Below are 22,869 nucleotides of genomic sequence, written 5' to 3' on the forward strand. Positions count from 1 at the left end.
CCCGGCGTGGTGGTGTCGAAGCAGCGCACCTCGACCGAGGCTCCGCCCGGCGCGGCTATCCGCACCGCCGCCGTCACGCTGTCCTTGTGAACATCAAGCCCCGCACAGCGGGGATGCAGCACTTCCATCGCTCTCTCCTCCTCTGCCAAGACCGGTGGAGAAGGCCCAAGAAGGGAAGTCTAGACAGCGCGCTCCCAGGCGTCGCCGCCCTTGGCGCAAGCGAGGGTGCTCGGGGCCTTCCGGGTCCAACTGATACGCGGGCTCTGGCGAACCATCACCATGCCGACCTCGCCACCAGCCAAACCACAGTGCCACAGTTTCATCCACGGCGGGTCGGGACCGCCGGTGGGTAACTGACACGGAACGCCCCGCTCTCGAAACCCGCTGGATCGTCCTCGGCACCGACGGTCGCCACGTCGCTTTGGGCCGGCATACGGACCCTTCGCCCGAAAAGGTGGATCGGGCCGAGCGCGGCCTCGCCGCGCAAGGCATGGCCGGATGGCTCGCCGCCATGAAGGGCGGCTACCATGTCCGGCGCAAGCCGTCCCTGACGATGGTGCGACCGCTCGCGAACCCGGCGCGGCCCTTCGAGGAAGCCGCCGGGGAGTTCGAAGCGAAGCGCAAGGCGACGCTGGCCGGACTGGCCAGTTAGGCGCGCCGCCGCGGCGGGATGGTTGACCGCCTGACGCCCGAAGCGCGCAGCCGACTCATGGCCGCGGTTGGAGTCGACCCGGTTTCGTGGACACCCCGAGGCTTGAGACGGAGGTGTCTGAGATGCCGAAATTCAGGGTGCCCTACCCGCCGGAGTTCCGGCGGCGGATGGTGGAGTTGGTCCGATCGGGACGAACGCCCGAAGAACTGTCCCGCGAGTTCGAGCCGACGGCGCAGACGATCTGGAACTGGGTGCGGCAGGCCGAGCGCGACGGCGGCGTTCGGAAGGACGGCGGCGTGACCAGTCCCGAGCGAGAGGAGCTGACGAAGCTTCGCCGTGAGAACCACCGCCTGCGCCAGGAGCGCGATATCTTGGCAAAGGCGGTGGCCGTCGGACGTATACCGCGCGGGACAAGACCCCGCCGGGTCTTCGAATTCATGAGCGCGCTACCCAAGCCGAATTCCTCATCCGTGTCATGGCCCGCGTGCTGCGGGTCTCGGCCTCCGGCTATGACGCATGGCGGCGCCGCCCGGCTTCGGCCCATGCCACAAGCGACGCGGCGCTGCTGCGCCGGATCCGCACGATCCATGCCGCCTCGCACGGCACCAACGGGGCGCCGCGGGTGCATGCCGAGCTGCGGGCCGAGGGCACGGTCGTGGCTCGCAAGCGGGTGGCGCGGCTGATGCGCGGGGCCAGGCCACGCGCATGGGAGATACTCACCCGGAACAGCGGCGCCACCTCGCGCCCTCGCAGTCCGCCGTCTACAGCCGCCAACACGCGCTCATGCAGATCCTGCGAATACGCCTGGCCAGATCGCCACGTCATCGCCGCCTTCGGTTCCAGCTCCGGAGGTCGATGAATCACACATCAGCGCCGTGCCCGAATCCCCGATCGCGATTCCGGTCGACGTGAAATGGCTCTAGCCGCGTCAGGCGGCGGCCAACAGGGGCCGGGCCTCTTCCTCCATCTCGCGGCGCAGCCGCACCGCCTCGAGCGTCGCATCCAGCGCCACATCGGATTGCCGCAGCAGCGCGCCCTTCGGGATGTCACGCAGCAGCCGCACGCCGTGGGCGAGGCCGATGGGCAGCGCGTTCTCGCGCAGGCTGCGCGCGGCGGGGATGCATTTGCCCCAGACCATCGCCCCACCCTCGCCATCCAGGATTTCGCCCGCCCTGAGGTCGCGCTTCGCGGTGGCGGCGGCGTCGGCGCGCCAGGCCTCGGCGCTGCCCGTCGGCTCGCGCCGCAGCGCGACACTCGCCACGCTCACGCCGAGTTCGAGGCCGATCAGGTGATAGGGCCGCCAGAGCGCGGCGTAGCGGCCGGATTCGTCCGTCCGCACGCCGTATTCGCCGAAGCAGCGGCGGATGTAGTCGGTCTCGCCCTCGAAGACGGCATAGACGCCCCAGCGCAGATCGCCCGCCACGGGCCGGCCGTCGCGCTCCAGCGAGCTGATCACCTCCACCATGCCCTTGCGCGGCAGCAGCCCGCCCTCGGCGGCGGGGCGCAGCAGATGCGGCAGATCCTGCACGCCGCAGGCGGGAAAGAGCAGCCCGTCCTCGGGCGGGGCAAGGCCGGTGGCGTTGGCGATGGCGGCCATCTCGATGGCGCTCTTGGTGCCGTCGAGGAAGGAGTTGAACATCTGCGGGTTCATCCCCCCCGCGGCCGCCTGCTCGGGCGTGAGCCCGTAGAAGCCCCAGACCGTCTCGGGCGTGCTCTCGTGATAGCGGGGCAGGTATTTCGTGCCCTTGCCGGCGGCCACCACGGGCAGGCCCATGGCGCGGATCGTGTCCACGAGCTCAGAGACCAGGGCGGGCTGGTCGCCATAGGCCATGGAGTACACCACGCCCGCCGCCGCGGCGCGCCGCGCGATGAGCGGGCCCGCCAGCACATCGGCCTCCACGTTCACCATCACCACATGCTGGCCGGCCGCGATGGCGGCCAGCGCATGCGCGATGCCGGCGGCGGGGTGGCCGGTGCTCTCCACCACCACCTCGATGCGCGGATCGTTCACGCAGGCCGCATCCTCGGTGAGGAAGGTGGCGCCGCTGGCGAGCGCCGCGTCGAGCGAGGGGGCGGCCGCGCGCTCCGCCTCCCAGCCGATGCGCGCGAGGTTCGCGCGCGCGCGGGCGGGCGAGAGATCGGCGATGGCGGCGACATGGATGCCCGGCCGGCGCGCGGCCATGGCGAGGAACATGGCGCCGAACTTGCCCGCGCCGATGACGCCGACGCGGATGGGCCGGCCCGCGGCGGCGCGGGCGTCGAGGAGGCGGGAGAGGTTCATGGCGGGGAGTGTAACGCGGCGGGGCCGGCTGGCCAGATTCCCGGCCGGCGTCAGGCTTTCCTTAGTGTTCGCGGTGCGAGCCTGGCCGCGCCAACCATACGGAAATGCCCATGCGCCCGCTCTCCCTCGGCCGCCGGATCGCCGCCGCCTGTTCGCTCATCGCGCTGCTCGCCTGCGCGGGCTTCGGCTTCGTGGTGCACATCAAGAACGAGGCCGCCATCACCGCCCAGACGGAAGCGACCCTGGCCCACGCCGAGGCCGGCTTCTCCGCCGCCTTGCAGGCCGAGGTGCGCGAGGTGGCGACGCTGGCCGAGACGCTCGCCGCCATGCCCGTGGTGGTCGAGGCCGTGGCGCGCGGCGATCGCGCGGCGCTGCTCGCGGCGCTGGCGCCGAGCCAGCGCGCCCTCGCTCCCTCGGGCAAGCGCCTCAACGTCCATGCACCGCCGGCCACCGCCTTCCTGCGCGTCTGGCAGCCGAACCAGCATGGGGACGACCTCTCGGCGCGTCGGCGCACGGTGACGGAGGCGATCCGCACCGGCACGCTGCAGACGGGTCTGGAGCGCGGGCTGCGCGACGTGAGCCTGTTCGGCGTGGCCCCCATTCGGCAGGAGGGGCGGGTGCTCGGCGTGGTGGACGTGGCGCTGAATCTCACCCCCGAGATGCTGGCGCGCTTCCGCACCGCGCTGGGGCTCGATCTGGCCATCCTGCGCGCCACCGAGCAGGGGTTCGAGCCCATCGGCAGCACGCTCCAGGGTGCGCCGGGCGGCCTGCTGGGGGATGCGCAGCGCCGCGCCGTCATGGGCGGGCAGGCGCTGCGCGCCGAGGCGGAGACCGCCGGTCGCTCCCTGATAGTGACGGCCTTCCCGCTGCGCGATTTCGCCGGCCAGCCGATCGGCGTGGTGGAGCTCTCCGCCGACATGGGCGCGGCCGCCGCGGCGCGGGCCGAGGCGCTGCGCTTCGTGCTGATCACCGGCCTCGGCCTGCTGCTGCTCGCCGCGCTGTTCGGCCTGCTCGTCGCGCGCTCGGTGGCGCGGCCGGTGCGCGCGCTGACGGCGCGCATGGAGGCGATGGCGCGCGGAGATCTCGCCGCGGAGGTTCCGGGCGCCGCGCGCGGCGACGAGATCGGCGCGATGGCGCGCACGGTGGAAGTGTTCCGCCAGGGCCTCGTCGAGGCCGAGGGGCTGCGCGCGCAGGCCGCCGCTGCGGCGGCGCGGGAGGAGGAGAACCGCCGCGCCGCCACCCTCGCCCTTGCGGGTGAGGTCGAGGCCTCGCTCGCGGGCATCGCAGGCGGGCTCGCCGCCGCCGCCGCTCGGCTGACCGAGGCCGGCGGCCGGCTGGGCGAGGTCGCCGCGCGCAGCGGCGAGGCCGCGCGCGACACCGCCCAGGGCGTGGACGGTGCGGCCGCGAATGTCCGCACCGTCGCCTCCGCCACTGAGGAGCTCGCCGCCTCCACCACCGAAATCAGCCGCCAGGTGGCCGAGGCCGCGGCGGTGACCAACGAGGCCACCGAGCAGTCCCGCGCGATGGACGGCACGGTGCAGGAACTGGCCGAGGCCGCGAGCAAGATCGGCGACGTGGTGCGGCTCATCAACGACATCGCGGGGCAGACGAACCTTCTCGCGCTCAACGCCACCATCGAGGCGGCGCGGGCCGGCGAGGCGGGCAAGGGCTTCGCGGTGGTGGCCTCGGAGGTGAAGAACCTCGCCGCGCAGACCGCCAAGGCCACGGAGGAGATCGCCGCCCAGATCGCCGCCATGCAGTCGGCCACCGGGGCCTCGGTGCAGCCGGTGCGCGCCATCGCCCAAACCATCCAGCGCCTCGATGGCGTGGCGACGACCATCGCCGCCGCGGTCGAGGAGCAGGGCGCGGCCACGCGCGAGATCGCGCGCGCCGTGCAGGAGGCGGCCGAGCAGTCGCAGACCGCCTCGGCCGGCGCCGCCCGGGTGGTGGGCGATGTGGGCGAAACCCTCGCCGCCGCCCGCGGCGTGGGAGAGGATGCAGCCGAGGTGCGCCGCCAGGGCGAGGGGCTGCGCGACGAGGTCGGCCGCCTCATCGCCCGGCTCAGGGCGGGCTGAAGCGCGTTACGCCGCCGGCGCCTCCGCCGCCGCCAGGATGCGCGCCAGCGCCTCGCCCCGGCCCAGCGCCTCCAGCGTCACGTCGATGGGCGGCGAGGTGGTGCTGCCGGTCAGCGCCACGCGCAGCGGCTGCGCCACCTCCTTCAGCTTCACGCCTTTCACCTCGGCGTAGTCGCGCAGCCAGTGTTCGAGGTCGGCGCGGTTCCAGTCGGGCAGGGCGGAGAGGAACTCCGCGAGGTCCGCGAGCCGCGCCCGCGCCTCGGGGGTGAGCAGGGCGGCGGCCTTGGCGTCGGGCGCGGGCGCGCCGTCCAGCACGGCGAAGGCGGCGCTCTCGGCCAGCTCCGCCAGCGTCTTCGCGCGCTCCTGCAGCGCGGGCAGCAGGGCGCGCACCCGCGCGGCCTTCTCCGTGCCGAAATCGAGCCGCCCGCGCGCGAGGCGGCGCATCACCTCGGGCAGCAGCGCCTCGGGGTCGGCCTGGCGCAGATAGACGCCGTTGAAGTGCGTCAGCTTCGCGTAGTCCATGCGCGCGGCGGCGCGGCCGACATCGGCGATGTCGAAGAGCCGCTCGGCCCGCGCGCGGGGAATGATCTCCTCGTCGCCATGGCCCCAGCCGAGGCGCAGCAGGTAGTTGCACACCGCCTCGGGCAGGAAGCCCTGTTCGCGGAACTCGAGCACCGAGACCGCGCCGTGCCGCTTGGAGAGCTTCGCGCCATCCGCGCCGTGGATCAGCGGGATGTGCGCGAAATGCGGCCGCCGCCAGCCCATCGCGTCATAGACCATGCACTGGCGGAAGGTGTTGGTCAGGTGGTCGTCGCCGCGGATGACGTGGGTGATGGCCATGTCGTGGTCGTCCACCACCACCGCGTGCAGATAGGTGGGCGTGCCGTCCGAGCGCAGGATGATCATGTCATCCAGTTCGCTGTTCTTCACGCGCACCGTGCCCTGGACGAGGTCCTCCACCACCGTCTCGCCCTCCAGCGGGGCCTTGATGCGGATGGCGAAGGGCTTGCCCGCCTGCTCGGGGCCGGGCTCGCGGTCGCGCCAGAAGCCGTCGTAGCGGGGCGGGCGCTTCTCGGCCAGCGCGCGCTCGCGCATCGCGGCCAGCTCCTCGGGCGTCTCATAGGCGCGATAGGCGCGGCCGGCGGCGAGGAGCTGATGCGCCACCTCGGCATGGCGGGCCGCGCGCTGCGACTGGAACACGGGCGGCTCGTCCGGGCTGAGGCCGAGCCAGGCGAGGCTCTCGAGGATCTGTTCCACCGCCTCCTGGGTGCTGCGCGTGCGGTCGGTGTCCTCGATGCGCAGCAGGTATTGCCCGCCATGGCGGCGGGCGAAGAGCTGGTTGAACAGCGCGGTGCGCGCGCCGCCGATGTGCAGGAAGCCGGTGGGCGAGGGGGCGAAGCGGGTGCGGACGGACATGGCCCCCTCTACCACGCGGCTTGCGCGCCGCGCAGGGGTGGGCCAGTTGCCGGGCGATGCAGCCGCCGCAGCCCTCCTGGATCGCGCGCCGCCTTGCGGCCGAGCAGGGGCGGCTCGCGCTCTGGCTGCCGGTGGCGATGGGCGCGGGGATCCTTCTCTACTTCCAGCTCCGCTTCGAGCCGCCGCTCTGGTGGGCGCTGCCGGCGCTCGCGCCGCTGCCGGCGGCGCTGTGGCTCGCGCGGCGCAGCCTGGTCGGCGGCTGGGCGCTGGGGCTGGTGGCGGCGGCGGGGCTCGGCGTCGCGCTCTGCCTGTTCCACGCCGCCCGCGCCCCCCCGCCGCTCGACCCCCCGCGCGGGGCGGTGGTGCTGACCGGGGTGGTGGCCGAGACGGATCTGCTCCCCGAGGGCGTGCGCCTCACCCTCTCCGGCGCGCGCTGGGACGAGGCGATGGCGCCCACGCCCCGGCTGATCCGTGTGCGGCTGCGCGCGAACGATCCGGTGCGGCCGCAGCCCGGCGATACGGTGCGGCTGCGCACGCTGCTGCGCGCGCCCTCGGCCCCCGCCTATCCCGGCGCCTGGGATTTCCAGCGCGCCGCCTTCTTCGAGGGGCTGGGCGCCTCGGGCTTCGCGCTCGGCCCGGCCGAGATCCTCGGCGAGGGGGCGCGGGCGCCGCCGCTGGCCGGCTGGCGGGCGGCGATCGAGGCGCGGGTGATCGCCGCCGTGCCCGGAGGGGCGGGGGCCATCGCCGCCGCGCTGCTGACGGGCGGGCAGAGCGCGATCGCGCGCGCGGACATGGAGGCGATGCGCGATTCGGGCCTTGTGCACCTGCTCTCCGTCTCGGGGCTGCACATCGCCATCGTGATGGGCGTCTCCTTTTTCGTGGTGCGCGCGGGGCTCGCGCTCTGGCCCGGCTTCGCGCTGCGCTTCGGCACGCGGCCCTGGGCGGCGCTGGCCGCGCTGGCGGCGGGCGGCTTCTACATGGTGCTCACCGGCGCGCAGATCCCGATGCAGCGCAGCTTCGCCATGGCGGCGCTGGTGACGCTCGCGCTGCTGACGGGCCGGCGCGCCTTCAGCCCGCGCGTGCTGGCCTTCGCCGCCGCGGCGGTGCTGGCGCTGCACCCCTTCGCGCTGATGGGCCCTTCCTTCCAGATGAGCTTTGCGGCCGTGCTGGCGCTGATCGCGGTCTGGGAGCGGCTGCGGCCCGTGCTGGCGCGGGGCGAAGCGGCGCGGCCCTGGTGGTGGCTGCCGGTGGCGGCGGTGCTGGGCACGGCGCTGACCTCGCTGGTCGCGGGGCTCGCGACCACGCCCTACGGGCTGCATCATTTCGGGCGGGTGCAGCTCTATGGCGTCGCGGCCAATGCGCTGGCGGTGCCGCTCACCTCGGTGCTGGTGATGCCCTCGGGGATGCTGGCGCTGGCGCTCATGCCGCTCGGGCTCGAGGCGCTTCCGCTCTGGCTGATGGGGCGCGGGGTGGAGGGCATCCTGCTCGTGGCGCGGGAGGTGGCGTCCTGGCCCGGGGCGGCGGCCACGCTCGCGCCGCTGCCGGGCTGGGGGCTGGGGCTCGCGAGCCTCGGCCTGCTGTGGCTCTGCCTCTGGCGGACGGGCTGGCGGCTCTGGGGGCTTCCGCTGCTGGGCGCGGGGCTGCTGGCCTGGGGCCTGGCGCGCCCGCCCGATGCGCTGGCCGCGGCCGATGGACGGCTCTTCGCCTTCGCGGTGGAGGGGGAGCTCCATGTCGAGCGCCGGCCCGGCGCCTCGCGCTTCACGCGCGAGCTCTGGCTGCGCAGCCAGGGCGACGAGGAGGGCGAGGCGCTGCCCGCGGAGGGCGAGGCCGCGGGCGGGCGCATCCGCTGCACGCCCGAGGCCTGCACGCTGCACGACGCGACGGGGGCCGCGCGGGTGCTGCTGCTGCGCCCCGCCCCGCCGCGCCGCGGCCAGCGCGCGCCGCCCCTGCGCGCCCCGCCGGAGGCGTGCGGGGCGGTGGCGGTGATCCTCGCGCCCGAGCCGCTGCGCGGCGGCTGCCCCGGCAGCCAGTTGGTGGACCGCTTCGCGCTCTGGCGCGACGGCGCGCACGCGGTCTGGCTCACCGGCGCCGGCGCGCGGGTGCTCTCGGACCGCGCGCATCGCGGCGAGCGACCCTGGGTGCCGCCGCGCCCCCTCCCGCGCGGCGAGGCGGTGCTGCCGCCCGCGCCGACGGAATGATCACTGGAAGCCCTGCACCAGGCTCGCCGCCAGCAGCGACCAGCCATCCACCAGCACGAAGAAGATCAGCTTGAAGGGCAGCGAGACCACCGAGGGCGGCAGCATCATCATGCCGAGCGACATGAGGATGGACGCCACCACCATGTCGATCACCAAAAAGGGCAGGAAGAGCAGGAAGCCGATCTCGAAGGCGCGGCGCAGCTCCGTCACCAGGAAGGCGGGCATCAGCGCGCGCCAGGGCGCCTCGGCCGGCGTGCTGGCGGGAAGCTGCGCGAGGTCGAGGAAGAGGGCGAGGTCGCTCTCGCGCACATTGGCCGCCATGAAGCGCCGGAAGGGCTCGGCCGCGGCGGCGAGGCCCTCCATCTCGCCCATCCGCCCCTCCGTCATCGGCAGGATGCCCTGCGTCCAGGAGGCCTCCAGCACCGGCTGCATCACGAAGAAGCTGAGGAAGAGCGCAAGGCCGATCAGCACCGGGTTGGGCGGCACCCCCTGCGCGCCGATGGCCGTGCGCAGCAGCGCGAGCACGATGACGATGCGCGTGAAGGCGGTGGCCATCACCAGCAGCGAGGGCGCGAGCGAGAGCAGCCCGATCAGCGCGGTGAGCTGCACGAGCCGGGCGGTCGCGCCCGGCTGGCCGGCGGCGCCGAGGTCTATGGAGACGGATTGCGCCGCCGCCGGCCCCGCGGCGAGCAGCAGCGCGAGGAGAAGGCCGGGCGCCCTCACGGCCGCGCCCCCTCCGGCAGCCAGCCCAGGAACTGGTCGCCCGCGGGGCCGGTGAGCAGCAGCCCCTCGCGCCCGTCGCAGCGGATGAGGAGCAGGCGCCGGCGGGAATCGAGGGCGCAGGCGGCGGCGACGCCGAGCCGCGCGTTCGGGCGCGGCAGCGCGCCGCGCCGCTCCAGCAGCTTCGCCGCGCCCCAGAGCAGCAGCAGCACGGCGGCCAGGGCCGCGCCGGCCTCCAGCAGCCTGGGTGTGTCGAGCGGTGTCATGGCGAGGCCTCCTGCCATCGCGTGGGGGGAAGGGGGTCAGGCGGCGGTGAGCGTGGCGCTCAGCCGGTCCAGCTCCTGCGTCAGCCCGTGCAGGGGCGCGCGCAGCCGCGTCCCCGCGCCCTCGGGCAGGCAGGCGAGGGCGGCGCAGAGGCGCGCGGCCTCGCGGTCGAGCCCGGTGAGATCCACCGCGCGCCCGGCCTCCACCAGGGCGCGGGCGAGGGCCAGCGTGCCTTGCAGGGAATCGATGGCCGCCAGGGTGGCGAGGATTTCGACATCGGGCGGGGCGGGGCGGGGCATGGGCAAATCCTGCCCGGGGCGGGGTTAACGCTTCCTCTCCGCGCGGCTTCACCTTTCCTTCACCGATGCGGGGCGAGGCTCCGGCGCATGGACGTGATCGGCACCGGCCCCATCGCCCTCGCGGAACGCCGCCTCGCCTGGCTCGACGCCCGGCAGCGGCTGCTGGCGCAGAACGTCGCGAACGCGGACACGCCGGGCTTCCGCCCGCGCGATCTCATGCCCTTCGCCGAGGTGCTGGCCCGCCGCCGCGCCGCCCCCGGCGTGGCGGTGACGGATGCGCGGCACATCACCCCCGCGGGGCTCGGCCCCGGCGAGGTGGCCGCCCGCATCCGCGAGCGCACGCCCGACGGCAACGCCGTCTCCATCGAGGAGCAGGCGCTGCGCATCGCCGAGACGGACCAGGCCCATGCGCTCGCCATGGGCCTGCACCGCAAATATCTCGGCCTGTTCCGCGCCGCGCTGGGCCGGCCCTGAGGAGGAGGAGAGGGATGGATCTCGACCGCGCGCTCGCCATTTCCGCCGCCGGGCTCTCGGCGCAGTCCGCCCGGCTGCGCATCGTCGCCGAGAACATCGCCAACCGGGACAGCATGGGCCAGACGCCCGGGGCGGATCCCTACCGGCGCAAGACCATCACCTTCGCCACGCGGCTCGACCGCGCCCTCGGCGTGGAGACGGTGCGCGTGGCGCGCATCGGCACCGATGACCGCCCCTTTCCCGAACGCTTCGAGCCCTCGCACCCGGCGGCCGATGCGCGCGGCTACGTCAAGACGCCCAATGTGGACAGCCTGGTGGAGAACATGGACATGCGCGAGGCCAACCGCAGCTACAACGCGAATCTCGCGGTGCTCGAGACCACGCGCGGCATGCTGATGCGCGCCATCGAGGCGCTGCGCTGATGGTCGCGCCCGTGCTCGCCGCGGCCGGGGCTGCGGCCGCCTATCGCGCCGCCCAGGGGCTGGGCGAGGCCGTGGGGCAGGGCGCCGGTTTCGGCGAGGCCCTGCAGCGCGCCGTGCAGGGCGCGATCGGCGCGGGGCGCGCGGCGGACGCCGCCTCCCAGGCGGCGCTGACCGGGCAGGGCGGCGTGACGGAGGTGGTGCTCGCCGTCTCCCGCGCCGAGATCGCGCTGCAGACCGCGACCGCGGTGCGCGACCGCGTGATCACCGCCTACCAGGACGTGATGCGCATGCCGATCTGACCGGGCGGCGCCCGGCCGGATCGTCCGCGCCCCGCAAAACGCGAGGGAGCCGCCGATGATCGAGACCGCCACGGCGATGGCGATGCGCGAGGCGCTGTGGGTGGCGCTGCAGCTCGCCGGCCCGCCGCTTCTCCTGGTGCTGGCCATCGGCCTCACCGTCTCGCTGATCCAGGCGCTGACGCAGATCCAGGAGGCGACGCTCGCCTTCCTGCCCAAGCTTGCGGCCATGGTCGGCATTCTCGTGGTGCTCGGCCCCTTCATGGGCGGGGTGTTGCGCGGCTGGGCGGGGGTGCTGTTCGACCAGGTGGTGGCGGTGGGCGGCGCGCCGTGAGCCCGGGGGATGAGGCGCTGCTGGCGGCGCTGCCCGCGCTCGCCTTCCATGCGGTGCTGGTGTTCTGCCGCATGGGCGCGGCGGTGATGCTGCTGCCGGGCCTCGGCGAAATGGAAATCCCGCCCACGCTGCGCCTGAGCCTCGGGCTGCTGGTCGCGCTCGCGCTGCTGCCCGCCCTGGCGCCCGGCCTGCCGCCCATGCCCGCCGAGGTGGGGCCGCTCGCCCTCCTGGTGGCGGGGGAGCTGCTGCTGGGTCTCTGGATCGGGCTGCTCGCGCGCTTCCTCGCCCTCGCGCTGGCCCAGGCGGGGCAGGTGATCGCGCTGATGATCGGCCTTGCCTCGCCGTTGCAGGGCGACCAGCTCCAGGGCGCCACGGTGACGGCGCCGGCGCGGCTGCTCGGCCTCGCCACCGCCTCGCTGTTCCTCGCCACCGGCCTCTACGAGGTTCCGCTGCGTGCGCTGGCCGCGAGCTATGCCGTGCTGCCCGCGGGCGGCGGGCTGCCCGCGGGGCCGGCGGCGGAGGCCCTGGCCGGGGCCGCGGCGGCGCTGCTGCTGGTGGCGATGCAGCTCGCCGCGCCCTTCGTGGCCGCCGCCATCCTGTTCAACGCGGCGCTCGGCCTGATGGCGCGGCTCGCGCCGCAGGCGCAGGTCTTCGTGGTGGCCGCGCCGGCGCAGATCCTGGGCGGCTTCCTGCTGCTGATGGTGCTGCTGCCCTCGCTGCTCGCCGCCTGGTGGCGCGCGACGGGCGAGGGGCTCGCGCGGCTGCCCGGGGCGGGCTGAACCATGGCCGAGGAGGCGGAGGACGAGGGCGGCGGCGGCGAAGCCACTGAACCCGCCTCGCCGCGCAAGATCGAGAAGGCGCGCAAGGAAGGCCAGGTTCCCCTCTCGCGCGAGGCGGTGGGCTTCGCCGCCCTGCTCTCGGCCATGCTGGCCGCGGCGCTGGTGCTGCCGGGCGAGGGGCGGCGGCTCGCCGCCGCGCTGGCGGGAACCCTGGCGCAGGGCGTGCTGCGCGATCCCGTTCTGGTGCTGCGCGACTGGGCCTCGCTGTTCCTCTCCCTCGCCTGGCCGGTGGCGGGGGCGGCGGCGCTGGGGGCGGTGGCGGCGACGCTGCTGCAGACGCGCGGGGCGATCACCACCAAGGGGCTGGAGCCGAGCCTTTCCAAGATTTCGCCCATGTCGGGCTTCTCGCGGCTGTTCGGGACGGAGGGGCTGCTCGAATTCCTGCGCACGCTGCTCAAGCTCGTCACGGTGGGGGCGGCGCTGTGGTTCGTGGCCCGGGATTTGCCCGGCCTCGCCGTGCTGATGGAGGCGCCGCCCGGGGCGCTGCTGGCGGCGGCGGGGCAGGGGGCGCTGCGGCTCGCGGCGGCCACGCTGGCGGTCTTCGCGCTGCTCGCGGGGCTGGATGTGCTGCTGGTGCGCTTCCGCTTCCTCCAGCGCCTGCGGATGACGCGCCAGGAGATCAAGGAGGAGATGAAGGAGAGCGAGGGCGACCCCACCATCCGCGCCCGGCTGCGGCAGTTGCGCGAAGCGAAGGGCCGGCAGCGCATGATGGCCGCGGTGCCGCGCGCGGCGGTGGTGATCACCAACCCCACGCACTATGCCGTTGCGCTCGCCTACGAGGCGGGGCAATCCGCCGCGCCGAAGGTGGTCGCGAAGGGGGTGGACGCGATGGCGGCACGGATCCGCGAGGCGGCGCGGGAGGCGGGCGTGCCCATCGTCTCCGACCCGCCCCTGGCGCGCGCCCTGCACCGGCTCGATCTCGACACCGAAATCCCCCCCGAACACTGGGAGGCGGTGGCGCGCATCATCGCCTTCGTCATGCGCCGCGGGGCCGGGCTATGAGCGCGCCCGGGGTGGAGGCGCTGCTCGCCGCGCTGCCGCAGCCGGCGGCGCTGCTCGACGGCGCGGGCGCGCTGGTCGCGGCCAATGCCGGCTTCCGGCGCGGGCTGGGCGGGGTGCGCCCCTGGCTGCCCGGCGAATCGCTGCTCGCCCGGCTGCCGGAGGCCGAAGCCGCGCTCGCCGCCGCGCTGGCGGGCGAGGCGGGGCGGCTCGCGCCCCCCCAGGGCGGCGAGCTGACCCTGCGCCCCGCCCCGCCCGGGGTGCTGCTGCTGTGGCAGCCGCCGGGGGTGGAGGAGGCGGAACGTCTCGCCACGCTGGGCCGGCTCGCCGGCGGGGTGGCGCATGACTTCAACAACCTGCTCGGCATCATCCTCGGCGCGGCGGTGGCGCTGCGCCCCCTTGCGCCCGGCGAGGCCGCGCAGGAGGAGCTCGCGGCCATCGAGGCCGCGGCGGGGCGCGGCGCGGCGCTGGTGCGCCAGATGCTGGCCTTCGCGCGCCAGCAGGTGCTCGCGCCCCGGCGCGTGGCGCTGAACGAGACGGTGCGTGAGGCGCTGGCGCTGCTGCCGCGGCTGCTCGGCCCCGGCATCGCGATCGAGACCGCGCTGGAGGAGCCCGCGCGCCATGTGCGGGTGGACCCCAGCGAGTGGTCGCGCGTCATCATCAACCTCGCGGTCAATGCGCGCGAGGCCATGGGCGGGCGGGGCAGGCTGCGCCTGTCCACCGGCCGCGCCCTGCTGCTGGGGGGCGAGCCCGAGGGCCAGGGCCTGCCGCCCGGCCGCTATGTGACGCTCGAGGTGGCCGATGACGGCCCCGGCATCCCGCCCGAAATCCGCGAGCGCATCTTCGAGCCCTTCTTCACCACGCGGCTGGAGCAGGGGGGCACGGGGCTTGGCCTCGCCACGGTGCAGGGCATCGTCGGCCAGTTCGGCGGGCGGATTTCCGTGCGCTGCCCGCCCGAGGGCGGCACGGTGTTCCGCATCCTGCTGCCGCGCGACGAGGCGGCGGAGGCGCCGGCGCCCCCTTCGCCGCCCGCCGCGCCCGCCCCCGACCCCGCCCCCGGCCCCGTGCTGCTGGTGGACGACGAGCCGCTGCTGCTGCGCGTCGCCGCGCTGGCGCTGCGCCAGGCGGGGCATGAGGTGATCGCCTGCGCCGAGGCCGAGGAGGCGCTGGAGCGGCTGCAGCAGGGGCTGCGCCCGGGCCTGCTGGTGAGCGACGTGGCCATGCCCGGGCTGGACGGGCTCGGCCTCGCCCGCGCGGCGCGGGAGGTCATCCCCGGCCTGCCGGTGCTGCTGCTCTCGGGCTATTCCGCCGCCACCGCGGCGGGCGCGCCGGCGCGCGAGGGGTTCCGCTTCCTCGCCAAACCCTTCGCGCCCGAGGCGCTCTGCGCCGCGGTGGCCGAGGCGCTTGCCCGGGGCTGAGACAGGCGGCATCGCATGGCATGCCGCCCGCATCGCGCTGGCCGGGTTGTCACGACCCGATGCGGCAAGCCGCCTTGCGGCCCGGTTGGGCGGCGGCGCGCTTGCGACTCAACCCACGGTGGCACATAGTGAAACAGCAACACGCCGAAGGGTTCCCAGGATGGAAAAAGGTAAGGCGCTCGAGGCCGCGCTCAGCCAGATCGAGCGCGCCTTCGGCAAGGGCTCCATCATGCGGATGGGGGCCAAGAGCCAGATCGAGGACATCGAGGTCATCTCCACCGGCTCGCTCGGCCTCGATCTCGCGCTCGGCATCGGCGGCCTGCCCAAGGGGCGCATCGTCGAGATCTACGGCCCCGAATCCTCGGGCAAGACCACCCTCGCCCTGCACGTGATCGCCGAGGCGCAGAAGAAGGGCGGCACCTGCGCCTTCATCGACGCCGAGCACGCGCTGGATCCGGGCTATGCCCGCAAGCTCGGCGTGGATGTGGACAACCTGCTGATCTCCCAGCCCGACGCGGGCGAGCAGGCGCTCGAGATCGCCGACACCCTCGTGCGCTCCGGCGCCATCGACGTGCTGGTGGTGGACAGTGTCGCCGCGCTCGTGCCCAAGGCCGAGCTGGAAGGCGAGATGGGCGACAGCCATGTGGGCCTGCACGCGCGCCTCATGTCCCAGGCGCTGCGCAAGCTCACGGGCACCGTCAGCCGCTCCAACTGCCTGCTGATCTTCCTCAACCAGATCCGCCTCAAGATCGGCGTCATGTTCGGCAACCCGGAGACGACGACGGGCGGCAATGCGCTGAAGTTCTACGCCTCGGTGCGGATGGAAATCCGCCGCGTGGGCTCCATCAAGGAGCGCGAGGACACCATCGGCAACCAGACGCGGGTGAAGGTGGTGAAGAACAAGATGGCGCCGCCCTTCCGCCAGGTGGAGTTCGACATCCTCTACGGCGAGGGCATCTCGAAGGTGGGCGAGCTCATCGACCTCGGCGTGAAGGCGGGCGTGGTGGAGAAGTCGGGCGCCTGGTTCTCCTGCGACGGCACGCGCATCGGCCAGGGGCGCGAGAACGCGAAGCAGTTCCTGCGCGACAACCCGGCCATGGCGGAGATGATCGAGAAGCGCATCCGCGGCCAGGCGAACGAGGTGGCGAACAGCATGCTGGCCAGCGCCGAGGGCGGCGACGAGGACTAGCCCCGCGGTGGAGATCAACATCCCCGAGGTGGTGGAGGAGGTCCGCGCCCTCTTCGAACGCTACGAGAAGGCGCTGGTGGAGAAGGACGTGGCCGTTCTGGACGCGACCTTCTGGAACTCGCCGCTCGCGATCCGCGCCGCGCTGCATGAGAACGGCTACGGCTTCGAGGAGATCCACGCCCACCGCGTGCGCCGCCCGCCCGGGCCCGGCATCAAGCTGAACCGCCGGCGCCTGGTGATCACCACCTTCGGGCGGGATTTCGCGACCGTGCACCTCGAGTTCGACATGCGCGGGCGCGACCAGCCTGCCCGCCAGAGCCAGACATGGGTGCGCTTCCCCGATCAGGGCTGGAAGGTGGTGCTGGCGCAGGTCAGCGTCACCGAAGCCGCGCCGGCCTGGTGAGGGCGGGCTACTCCCCCCTGATCCCGGCCGCCTGCGCCACGGCGCGGAAGCGCGCGATGTCGCCCGCGAGGGTGGCGGCGAACTCCGAGGCGGGCCCCGGGGCGGGCGTCGCGCCCTCCGTCTCGTAGAGTCGGGCGATGGCGGGATCGGCGAGCGCCGCCTGCACGGCCCCGTTCAGCGTGGCCGCGGTCTCGGCGGGCAGGCCGCGCGGGGCCAGCAGCCCCCACCAGATCGCCGCCTCGTAGTCGAGGCCCGTGGCCTCGCGCACCAGCGGCGCGGCGGGGCTGCCGGGCGGCGCGCCCGGGCCGGTCCAGGCCAGCAGCCGCACGCGGTTCTCCCGCACCACGCCCGAGGCGCTGGCGATGGTGGTGATCAGAAGCTGGATGTGCCCGGTCACCAGATCGGTCACCGCCGGCCCCATGCCGCGGTAGGGGATGTGGTTGAGCCGCAGCCCGGCGGCCAGCGCCAGCATCTCGGTCACGAAATGGCCGATGCTGCCTGCGCCCGAGCTGCCGTAATCCACCCGCCCCGGGTTCTCGCGCGCGTGGGCGATGAGCCCCTGGATGTCGCGCGGCGGGAAGTTCAGGTGCGTCAGCACGATGAAGGGCGAGCGCGCGAGCAGCGCGACGGGGGTGAAATCCGTCAGCGCGTCATAGGGCGTGCGCTGCACCACCGCCGAGCCGGCGAAGGAGGAGGAGGTGACCATCAGCGTGTGCCCGTCGGCCGGCGCCTGCGCCACCTGGGCCGCGCCGATGGCGCCGCCCGCGCCGGGGCGGTTCTCCACCACGAAGGGCTGGCCGAAGCGCGCCTGCAGCTTCTCGGCCAAGGGGCGCGCCATCACGTCGTTCGACCCGCCCGGCGGGAAGGGCACGATGACGCGCACCGGGCGCTGCGGCCAGGACTGAGCGCGCGCGAGGGCCGGCGCCAGCAGCAGGGCGGGCAGGTGGCGGCGAAGCATGGGCGTTTCCTCCGCGCCCAGTCTGCCAGCGCCGCCCGTCGGGCTCAATCATGCCGGCGCCTGGCCGGGCGCATCAGCTCGCCGTGATGCCGGCCTGCCGCGCCAGCCCGCCCCAGCGCTCGGCGAAGTCGCGGATGAAGGCGGCGTAGGCGGCCCCCGTCACCGGCGGGTTGGGCGCGTAGTTGGCGAGCTGCTCGAGGCGCTGCGCGACCGCCGGCGTGGCCATCGCGGCCACCGCCGCCTCGGTCAGCCGCGCGGCGATCTCGGCCGGCAGCCCCTTGGGCGCGGACAGCCCCGCCCAGGTGGTGTTGGTGAGCTGCGGAAAGCCCTGCTCGGCGAAGGTCGGGATTTCGGCGAAGGCCGGGATGCGGTTCGGCGTGGAGAGCGCCAGCACATGAAGCTGCCGGTCGCGGATCATCTGGGTGTTGGTGGTGATGGGGTCGAACATGCTCTCGATGCGCCCGGCGAGCAGATCCTGCAGGGCGGGCGCGCTGCCGCGATAGGGGATGTGCTCGAGGTTGGGCAGGTTGGCGAGGCGGGAGAGATACTCCCCCATCAGATGCGTGCCGCTGCCCACGCCGGAGGAGCCGAAGCGCACCGACTGCCGCCGCGCCAGGGCGATGTAGTCCGCGAGCGTGCGGATCGGGCTGTCGCCCTTCACCATGAGCAGGTTGGCGCTCTCGGCCAGAAGGGCGAGGTGGGTGAAATCCTCCACCACGTTGTAGGGCAGGTTGGGATAGGTGCCCGAAGCCACGCCGAAGGGCGAGGAGTGGCTCATCACCAGCGTGTAGCCGTCGGGCGCGGCCTGGGCGGCGGCCTGGGCGCCGATGGTGCCGCCCGCGCCCACCCGGTTCTCCACCACCACCGACTGGCCGATGCGCGGGCCGAGCTCCGCCGCCAGCAGCCGCGCCATGGTGTCGGCGAAGCCGCCGGGCGGGAAGGTGGAGATCAGCCGGATCGGCCCGCGCGAGGGCCAGGCCCCGCCCTGGGCGAGGGCGGGGGCGGCGGCCAGCGCGGCGGGCGCGGCGAGAAGCGTGCGGCGACGGAACATCGGGCGGTGTGCCTCCTCGGTCTGCATGGGGCATGGGCAGGCGCGCGGCGCGCGCGCCAGTCTGGCCCCCCGCCGCCCGGCGAAGCAATGCGCGTGCCGCCCTTGAGGGGGGTGTCGCGGCGCGGTAATGCCAGCCGGTCATTCCGCACCGGGCCTTCCATGAGCAGCAGCAACGACATCCGCGCGACCTTCCTCGGCTATTTCGCGCGCAACGGGCACCAGATCGTGGAGTCGAGCCCCCTGGTCCCGCGCAACGACCCCACGCTGATGTTCGCGAACTCCGGCATGGTGCAGTTCAAGAACGTCTTCACCGGGCTGGAGCACCGCCCCTACAGCCGCGCCACCACGGCGCAGAAATGCGTGCGCGCGGGCGGCAAGCACAACGACCTGGACAATGTGGGCTACACCGCCCGGCACCACACCTTCTTCGAGATGCTGGGCAATTTCTCCTTCGGCGACTACTTCAAGGAGCAGGCCATCGCCTACGCCTGGGAGCTGCTGACGAAGGACTTCGCCCTGCCGAAGGAGCGGCTGCTGGTCACCGTCTTCAGCGAGGACGAGGAGGCGGCGGCCCACTGGCGGAAGATCGCGGGGCTGCCGGACTCGAAGATCATCCGCATCCCGACCGACGACAATTTCTGGCGGATGGGCGACACCGGCCCCTGCGGCCCGTGTTCGGAAATCTTCTACGACCACGGCGAGGGAATCCCCGGCGGCCCGCCCGGCAGCGCCGATGCGGACGGGGACCGCTTCATCGAGATCTGGAACCTCGTCTTCATGCAGTTCCTGGAGGAGCCCAAGGGCGTGCGCCACCCGCTGCCCCGGCCCTCGATCGATACGGGCATGGGGCTCGAGCGCTTCGCCGCCATCCTCCAGGGCAAGCACGACAACTACGACACCGACACCTTCCGCGCGATCATCCTCGAGAGCGCGCATCTCACCGGCCAGGAGCCCGACGGCCGCTTCCGCGCCAGCCACCGCGTGGTGGCCGACCATCTGCGCGCCGGCGCCTTCCTCATCGCGGACGGCGTGCTGCCTTCCAACGAGGGGCGCGGCTATGTGCTGCGCCGCATCCTGCGCCGCGCCATGCGCCATGCGCACATGATGGGGGCCGCGGAGCCGCTGCTCCATCGCCTCTTCCCCGTGCTCGAGCGGCAGATGGCCGCGGCCTATCCCGAGCTCTCGCGCGCCGCGGCGCTGATCGCCGAGACGCTGAAGCTCGAGGAGACGCGCTTCCGCTCGCTGCTGGAGCGCGGGCTGCACCTGCTGGAGGCGGAGAAGGGGAAGCTCGGCGACGGCGAGGCCCTGCCCGGCGAGGTCGCCTTCCGCCTCTACGACACCTATGGCTTCCCGCTCGACCTGACGCAGGACGCGCTGCGCGCCGAGGGCCGGGCGGTGGACGTGGCCGGCTTCGAGGCCGCGATGGCCGAGCAGCGCCGCCGCGCCCGCGCCGCCTGGGCCGGCAGCGGCGAGGCGGCGACGGAAAGCCTCTGGTTCGACCTGAAGGAAAAGCTCGGCGCCACCGAGTTCCTGGGCTACAGCACCGAGCGGGCCGAGGGTGCCATCGCCGCCATCGTGGCCGATGGCGCAAGCGTGGACAGCGCCAGCCAGGGCCGCGAGGTGGCGGTGATCCTCAACCAGACGCCCTTCTACGGCGAAAGCGGCGGCCAGGTGGGCGATGCCGGCGTGATCCGCGCGGGCGAGGCCGTGATCCGCGTGCGCGACACGCAGAAGAAGCTCGGCGACCTCTTCGTGCATCTGGGCGTGGTCGAGCACGGCGACATCCGCGTGGGCATGCCCGTGGTGGCGGAGGTGGACCACGCGCGGCGCGGCGCCATCCGCGCGCACCATTCGGCGACGCATCTGCTGCACGAGGCGCTGCGCCGGCGCCTCGGCGCCCATGTGGCGCAGAAGGGCAGCCTGGTGGCGCCCGACCGGCTGCGTTTCGACGTGAGCCAGCCCACGCCCATGACGCCCGAGGATCTCGCCTGGGTCGAGGCCGAGGTGAACGCCCGCATCCGCGAGAACGCCGAGGTGACGACGCGGCTGATGACGCCTGAGGCCGCGGTGGCCGAGGGGGCGATGGCCCTGTTCGGCGAGAAATACGGCGAGGAGGTGCGCGTCGTCGCCATGGGGCGCGACGAGGCGGCCACGGCGCGCGGCGGCCACTACTCCATCGAGCTCTGCGGCGGCACCCATGTGCGCCGGACGGGCGACATCGGGCTGTTCCGCCTGATCGGCGAGGGCGCGGTGAGCGCCGGCGTGCGCCGCGTGGAGGCGGTGACGGGCGCGGCCGCGCTCGCCGTGGTGGAGGAGGAGGCGCGGCTGCTGCGCGAGGCCGCGGCCGCGCTGAAGGCGAGCCCCGCCGAACTCCCCGCCCGCATCGCCGCGCTGATCGAGGAGCGCCGCAAGCTGGAGCGCGAACTGGCGGAGACGCGCAGGAAGCTCGCCACCGGCGGCGCGGCCGCGGAGGTCGAGACGCTGGGCGGGCTGCGCGTGGCGCTGCGCGAACTGGGCGAGGTGCCGGCGCGCGACCTCAAGGGCCTGGCCGAGGCCATCCTGAAATCGGGCAGCGCCGATGTGGCCGCGCTCGTCTCCACCGAGGGCGGCAAGGCCAGCATCGTGGTGGGCGTGGGCGAGGCCGCCCGGGGCCGGGCGGACGCCGTGGCGCTGGTGCGCGCGGCGGCGGCGGCGGTGGGCGGCAAGGGCGGCGGCGGCCGGCCGGACATGGCCCAGGCCGGCGGTCCCGAGGCCGCGAAGGCGGCCGAGGCGCTGGCGGCGGTGCGCGCGGTGCTGGCGGGCTGATAGGGCCGGCGGTCACGCCGGACGTATCGCGCGCGCCGGGTTGGGGCCCGGTGGGGCGGCGGCGTGCCAGAACAATGGCGTGCCAGCGGCTGCGCCGCTGCCGCACGGGTCGAAGCAAGCGGCCGCGGGTCTGAACGCCCGCCCTACCGCAGCCCGTGATAGACGAAGGTGGCGGCCACCATGGCCACCATGGCGAGAATCAGCCCGGCGAGGGCGGAGACGAAGATTTCGCCGCCCCGCCCCATGCTCTGGGCCGAGCGGTCCTGGATCCGCCGGAAGGCCCGGCGCTGCGCGCCATAGACCAGCCCGCCCGCCGCCAGCCACAGTCCGAAAAAGGCCAGGAGGTTGGTCAGATGCACGGCCGCGCTCCTGGTTCGGGGGGAGGGACGGGCGCGCCCTCCCCATGAACAGGCATGCTAGGCGACGCGGCGGCCTCCCTCAACCCGTGACCATCACGATCTTCCCGAAATGCGCGTTGGCCTTCATGTGGGCCAGCGCGGCGTTCACCTCCTCGAGGGGGAAGACGCGATCGATGGGCAGGCGCAGCCGGCCCTCGGAGAGCGGCGCCCAGAGATCCTCGCGCATGCGGCGGACGATCTCGCGCACCTCCGCCACGCTGCGGGTGCGGAAGGTGACGCCGATGTAGCTGATGCGGCGCGCGGCGTGCAGGTCGAAGTCGAACTCCGCCTTCATCCCGCCCAGCCGCCCGACATTGACGATCCGCCCGAGGATGGCCGTCGCCGCGAGCGTCTGCGAGACGAGCGGGCCCGAGACCATGTCCACCACCGCGTCCACGCCGCGCCCGCCGGTCGCTTCCAGCACCTGCGCGACCCAGCCGGGGTCCTTCGTGTCCACGGCGAGGGTGGCGCCGAACTCGGCCAGCCGCGCGCGCCTCTGCGGGTTGGTCGAGCTGCCGACGACGACCGAGGCCCCCATCAGCCGCGCGATCTGCAGCCCCATCAGCCCGACGCCCGAGGAGGCGCCCTGGATCATGATGGCGCTGCCTGGCTTGCACAGGCCATGCGTCACCACCGCGTCGTGCATGGTCTGCAGCGCGATGGGCAGGCTCGCCGCCACCTCCCAGGACATGTTGGCCTCGGGCAGGGGCGTGACGCGCCCCCAGTCGGCCAGCGCGTATTCGGCGTAGGAGGCGGGGAGCGAGGCCATCACGCGCATGCCGGGCCGGATGGCCTGCGGCACCTCGGCCCCCACCTCCACCACCTCGCCCGCGCCCTCCAGCCCCGGGATGGCGCCCGGCCCGCCGATGGCGCCGTGCTTGTGCCCGGCCGCCACGCCCAGATCGGCGCGGTTCAGCCCGATGGCGCGCAGGCGGATCAGCACCTGCTCGGGCCCGGGCTTCGGCTCGGGCACCTCCTTCACGACGAGGCCCTGCCCGGTGACGACGGCGGCTTTCATGCGGGCGTTTCCCTAGAGCCATTTCACATCGACCGGAATCGCGATCGGGGATTCCGGCACGGCGCTGATGTGTGATTCATCGGTCTCCGGAGCTGAAACCGGAGGCAGCGATGACATGGCGATCTGGCCAGGCATATTCGCAGGATCTGCGTGAGCGCGTGTTGGCGGCGGTGGACGGCGGACTGCGCGTGCGCGAGGGGGCGCCGCTGTTCCGGGTGAGCATCTCCTACATCTACAAGGCGCTGGCGCGCCGTGCGGCGACGGGGGCGACCACCGCTTCGGCGCGTGGTGGCGCGCGGCGCAAGGCGGTGCTGGCCGGGCATGAGGCGGCGCTGCTGGCGCATCTGCGCGCCAGGCCCG

General features: G+C 74.1%; 24 protein-coding genes and 2 pseudogenes. 16 read left to right on the plus strand and 10 right to left on the minus strand.

Going from position 1 to position 22,869, the window contains the following annotated elements:
* Positions 1 to 128 (minus strand): annotated as a pseudogene (locus tag H596_RS24715) (IS110 family transposase); the annotation flags it as partial.
* 326 nt (positions 129 to 454) lie between these two features.
* Here H596_RS24715 and H596_RS22245 point away from each other — a divergent pair.
* The 3 genes and pseudogenes from H596_RS22245 (at position 455) to H596_RS24720 (ending at position 1,511) form a co-directional block, all read left to right on the plus strand.
* Complete coding sequence (locus tag H596_RS22245) at positions 455 to 652, plus strand: hypothetical protein (RefSeq protein WP_037301913.1); 198 nt, start codon at positions 455 to 457, stop codon at positions 650 to 652.
* A 122-nt stretch (positions 653 to 774) separates the two neighbouring features.
* Positions 775 to 1,002 (plus strand): annotated as a pseudogene (locus tag H596_RS25000) (transposase); the annotation flags it as partial.
* Positions 1,003 to 1,127: 125 nt separating this feature from the next.
* Complete coding sequence (locus H596_RS24720; RefSeq protein ID WP_084602964.1) at positions 1,128 to 1,511, plus strand: IS3 family transposase; 384 nt, start codon at positions 1,128 to 1,130, stop codon at positions 1,509 to 1,511.
* Positions 1,512 to 1,580: 69 nt separating this feature from the next.
* On the opposite strand, the gene H596_RS0117280 is transcribed toward H596_RS24720, so the two are convergent.
* Positions 1,581 to 2,933 carry an NAD(P)H-dependent oxidoreductase gene (locus H596_RS0117280; RefSeq protein WP_027285942.1) on the minus strand — a complete coding sequence of 451 codons (1,353 nt, stop codon included), beginning with the start codon at positions 2,931 to 2,933 and terminating at the stop codon, positions 1,581 to 1,583.
* Between the two features lie 110 nt (positions 2,934 to 3,043).
* On the opposite strand from H596_RS0117280, the gene H596_RS22250 reads away from it, so the two are divergent.
* On the plus strand, positions 3,044 to 5,008 hold the full coding sequence (locus H596_RS22250) for a methyl-accepting chemotaxis protein (RefSeq protein ID WP_051213327.1): 1,965 nt from the start codon (positions 3,044 to 3,046) through the stop codon (positions 5,006 to 5,008).
* A gap of 6 nt (positions 5,009 to 5,014) precedes the next feature.
* Here the strand turns inward: H596_RS22250 and gltX are convergent, their stop codons facing one another.
* Positions 5,015 to 6,424 (minus strand): glutamate--tRNA ligase, encoded by a 1,410-nt coding sequence (gene gltX / locus H596_RS0117290; protein WP_027285943.1) that lies wholly within the window; start codon positions 6,422 to 6,424, stop codon positions 5,015 to 5,017.
* A gap of 56 nt (positions 6,425 to 6,480) precedes the next feature.
* Between gltX and H596_RS22255 the strand changes: the two genes are divergently transcribed.
* Positions 6,481 to 8,622, plus strand: a complete 2,142-nt coding sequence (locus tag H596_RS22255) for a ComEC/Rec2 family competence protein (RefSeq protein ID WP_051213329.1) — start codon at positions 6,481 to 6,483, stop codon at positions 8,620 to 8,622.
* Here H596_RS22255 and fliP read toward each other — a convergent pair whose 3' ends face one another.
* From fliP to H596_RS23945, 3 genes are read right to left on the minus strand one after another with little or no spacing between them, the layout of a single operon-like run.
* Positions 8,623 to 9,345, minus strand: a complete 723-nt coding sequence (gene fliP / locus H596_RS0117300; RefSeq protein ID WP_027285944.1) for a flagellar type III secretion system pore protein FliP — start codon at positions 9,343 to 9,345, stop codon at positions 8,623 to 8,625.
* A complete protein-coding gene (locus H596_RS23940; RefSeq protein ID WP_037301915.1) occupies positions 9,342 to 9,608 on the minus strand; it encodes a hypothetical protein in 267 nt (88 codons plus the stop codon). Before H596_RS23940 ends, fliP begins: the two co-directional genes overlap by 4 nt.
* A gap of 36 nt (positions 9,609 to 9,644) precedes the next feature.
* Positions 9,645 to 9,905 (minus strand): hypothetical protein, encoded by a 261-nt coding sequence (locus H596_RS23945; RefSeq protein ID WP_027285945.1) that lies wholly within the window; start codon positions 9,903 to 9,905, stop codon positions 9,645 to 9,647.
* A gap of 87 nt (positions 9,906 to 9,992) precedes the next feature.
* Between H596_RS23945 and H596_RS0117315 the strand changes: the two genes are divergently transcribed.
* The 9 genes from H596_RS0117315 to H596_RS0117355 all read left to right on the plus strand — a co-directional run bounded on the left by H596_RS0117315 (position 9,993) and on the right by H596_RS0117355 (position 16,279).
* Positions 9,993 to 10,379 (plus strand): flagellar basal body rod protein FlgB, encoded by a 387-nt coding sequence (locus tag H596_RS0117315; RefSeq protein ID WP_027285946.1) that lies wholly within the window; start codon positions 9,993 to 9,995, stop codon positions 10,377 to 10,379.
* 14 nt (positions 10,380 to 10,393) lie between these two features.
* A complete protein-coding gene (gene flgC / locus H596_RS0117320; RefSeq protein ID WP_027285947.1) occupies positions 10,394 to 10,801 on the plus strand; it encodes a flagellar basal body rod protein FlgC in 408 nt (135 codons plus the stop codon).
* Positions 10,801 to 11,100 carry a flagellar hook-basal body complex protein FliE gene (locus tag H596_RS0117325; protein ID WP_027285948.1) on the plus strand — a complete coding sequence of 100 codons (300 nt, stop codon included), beginning with the start codon at positions 10,801 to 10,803 and terminating at the stop codon, positions 11,098 to 11,100. Before flgC ends, H596_RS0117325 begins: the two co-directional genes overlap by 1 nt.
* 55 nt (positions 11,101 to 11,155) lie before the next feature.
* Positions 11,156 to 11,431 carry a flagellar biosynthetic protein FliQ gene (locus tag H596_RS0117330; protein ID WP_037301917.1) on the plus strand — a complete coding sequence of 92 codons (276 nt, stop codon included), beginning with the start codon at positions 11,156 to 11,158 and terminating at the stop codon, positions 11,429 to 11,431.
* Positions 11,428 to 12,210, plus strand: coding sequence for a flagellar biosynthetic protein FliR (locus H596_RS22265; protein WP_245584057.1), 783 nt, complete (start codon positions 11,428 to 11,430; stop codon positions 12,208 to 12,210). Before H596_RS0117330 ends, H596_RS22265 begins: the two co-directional genes overlap by 4 nt.
* Positions 12,211 to 12,213: 3 nt before the next feature.
* Positions 12,214 to 13,272: an EscU/YscU/HrcU family type III secretion system export apparatus switch protein gene (locus H596_RS0117340; protein ID WP_027285950.1), complete on the plus strand. Its 1,059-nt coding sequence runs from the start codon at positions 12,214 to 12,216 to the stop codon at positions 13,270 to 13,272.
* Positions 13,269 to 14,687 carry a hybrid sensor histidine kinase/response regulator gene (locus H596_RS0117345; protein WP_027285951.1) on the plus strand — a complete coding sequence of 473 codons (1,419 nt, stop codon included), beginning with the start codon at positions 13,269 to 13,271 and terminating at the stop codon, positions 14,685 to 14,687. The genes H596_RS0117340 and H596_RS0117345 overlap by 4 nt, the downstream gene beginning before the upstream one ends.
* Positions 14,688 to 14,847: 160 nt before the next feature.
* Positions 14,848 to 15,876 (plus strand): recombinase RecA, encoded by a 1,029-nt coding sequence (gene recA / locus H596_RS0117350; protein WP_027285952.1) that lies wholly within the window; start codon positions 14,848 to 14,850, stop codon positions 15,874 to 15,876.
* Between the two features lie 7 nt (positions 15,877 to 15,883).
* A complete protein-coding gene (locus H596_RS0117355) occupies positions 15,884 to 16,279 on the plus strand; it encodes an AtzH-like domain-containing protein (protein ID WP_027285953.1) in 396 nt (131 codons plus the stop codon).
* Between the two features lie 7 nt (positions 16,280 to 16,286).
* On the opposite strand, the gene H596_RS0117360 is transcribed toward H596_RS0117355, so the two are convergent.
* A complete protein-coding gene (locus H596_RS0117360) occupies positions 16,287 to 17,237 on the minus strand; it encodes a Bug family tripartite tricarboxylate transporter substrate binding protein (RefSeq protein ID WP_027285954.1) in 951 nt (316 codons plus the stop codon).
* A 73-nt stretch (positions 17,238 to 17,310) separates the two neighbouring features.
* On the minus strand, positions 17,311 to 18,288 hold the full coding sequence (locus H596_RS0117365) for a Bug family tripartite tricarboxylate transporter substrate binding protein (protein WP_027285955.1): 978 nt from the start codon (positions 18,286 to 18,288) through the stop codon (positions 17,311 to 17,313).
* A gap of 159 nt (positions 18,289 to 18,447) precedes the next feature.
* On the opposite strand from H596_RS0117365, the gene alaS reads away from it, so the two are divergent.
* A complete protein-coding gene (gene alaS / locus H596_RS0117370) occupies positions 18,448 to 21,093 on the plus strand; it encodes an alanine--tRNA ligase (protein WP_027285956.1) in 2,646 nt (881 codons plus the stop codon).
* Between the two features lie 143 nt (positions 21,094 to 21,236).
* Here alaS and H596_RS0117375 read toward each other — a convergent pair whose 3' ends face one another.
* Entirely contained in the window at positions 21,237 to 21,452 is a 216-nt protein-coding gene (locus H596_RS0117375; RefSeq protein ID WP_027285957.1) for a hypothetical protein, read from the minus strand.
* Between the two features lie 79 nt (positions 21,453 to 21,531).
* The gene (locus H596_RS0117380) at positions 21,532 to 22,509 is read right to left on the minus strand and encodes a zinc-binding dehydrogenase (protein ID WP_027285958.1); all 978 of its coding nucleotides are present in this window, start codon (positions 22,507 to 22,509) and stop codon (positions 21,532 to 21,534) included.
* Between the two features lie 110 nt (positions 22,510 to 22,619).
* Between H596_RS0117380 and H596_RS0117385 the strand changes: the two genes are divergently transcribed.
* Positions 22,620 to 22,869: IS630 transposase-related protein (locus tag H596_RS0117385; RefSeq protein WP_245584058.1), on the plus strand; the 250-nt coding region annotated here is incomplete at its 3' end.

The sequence above is a fragment of the Rubritepida flocculans DSM 14296 genome (assembly GCF_000425365.1).
Lineage (GTDB): Bacteria > Pseudomonadota > Alphaproteobacteria > Acetobacterales > Acetobacteraceae > Roseococcus > Roseococcus flocculans.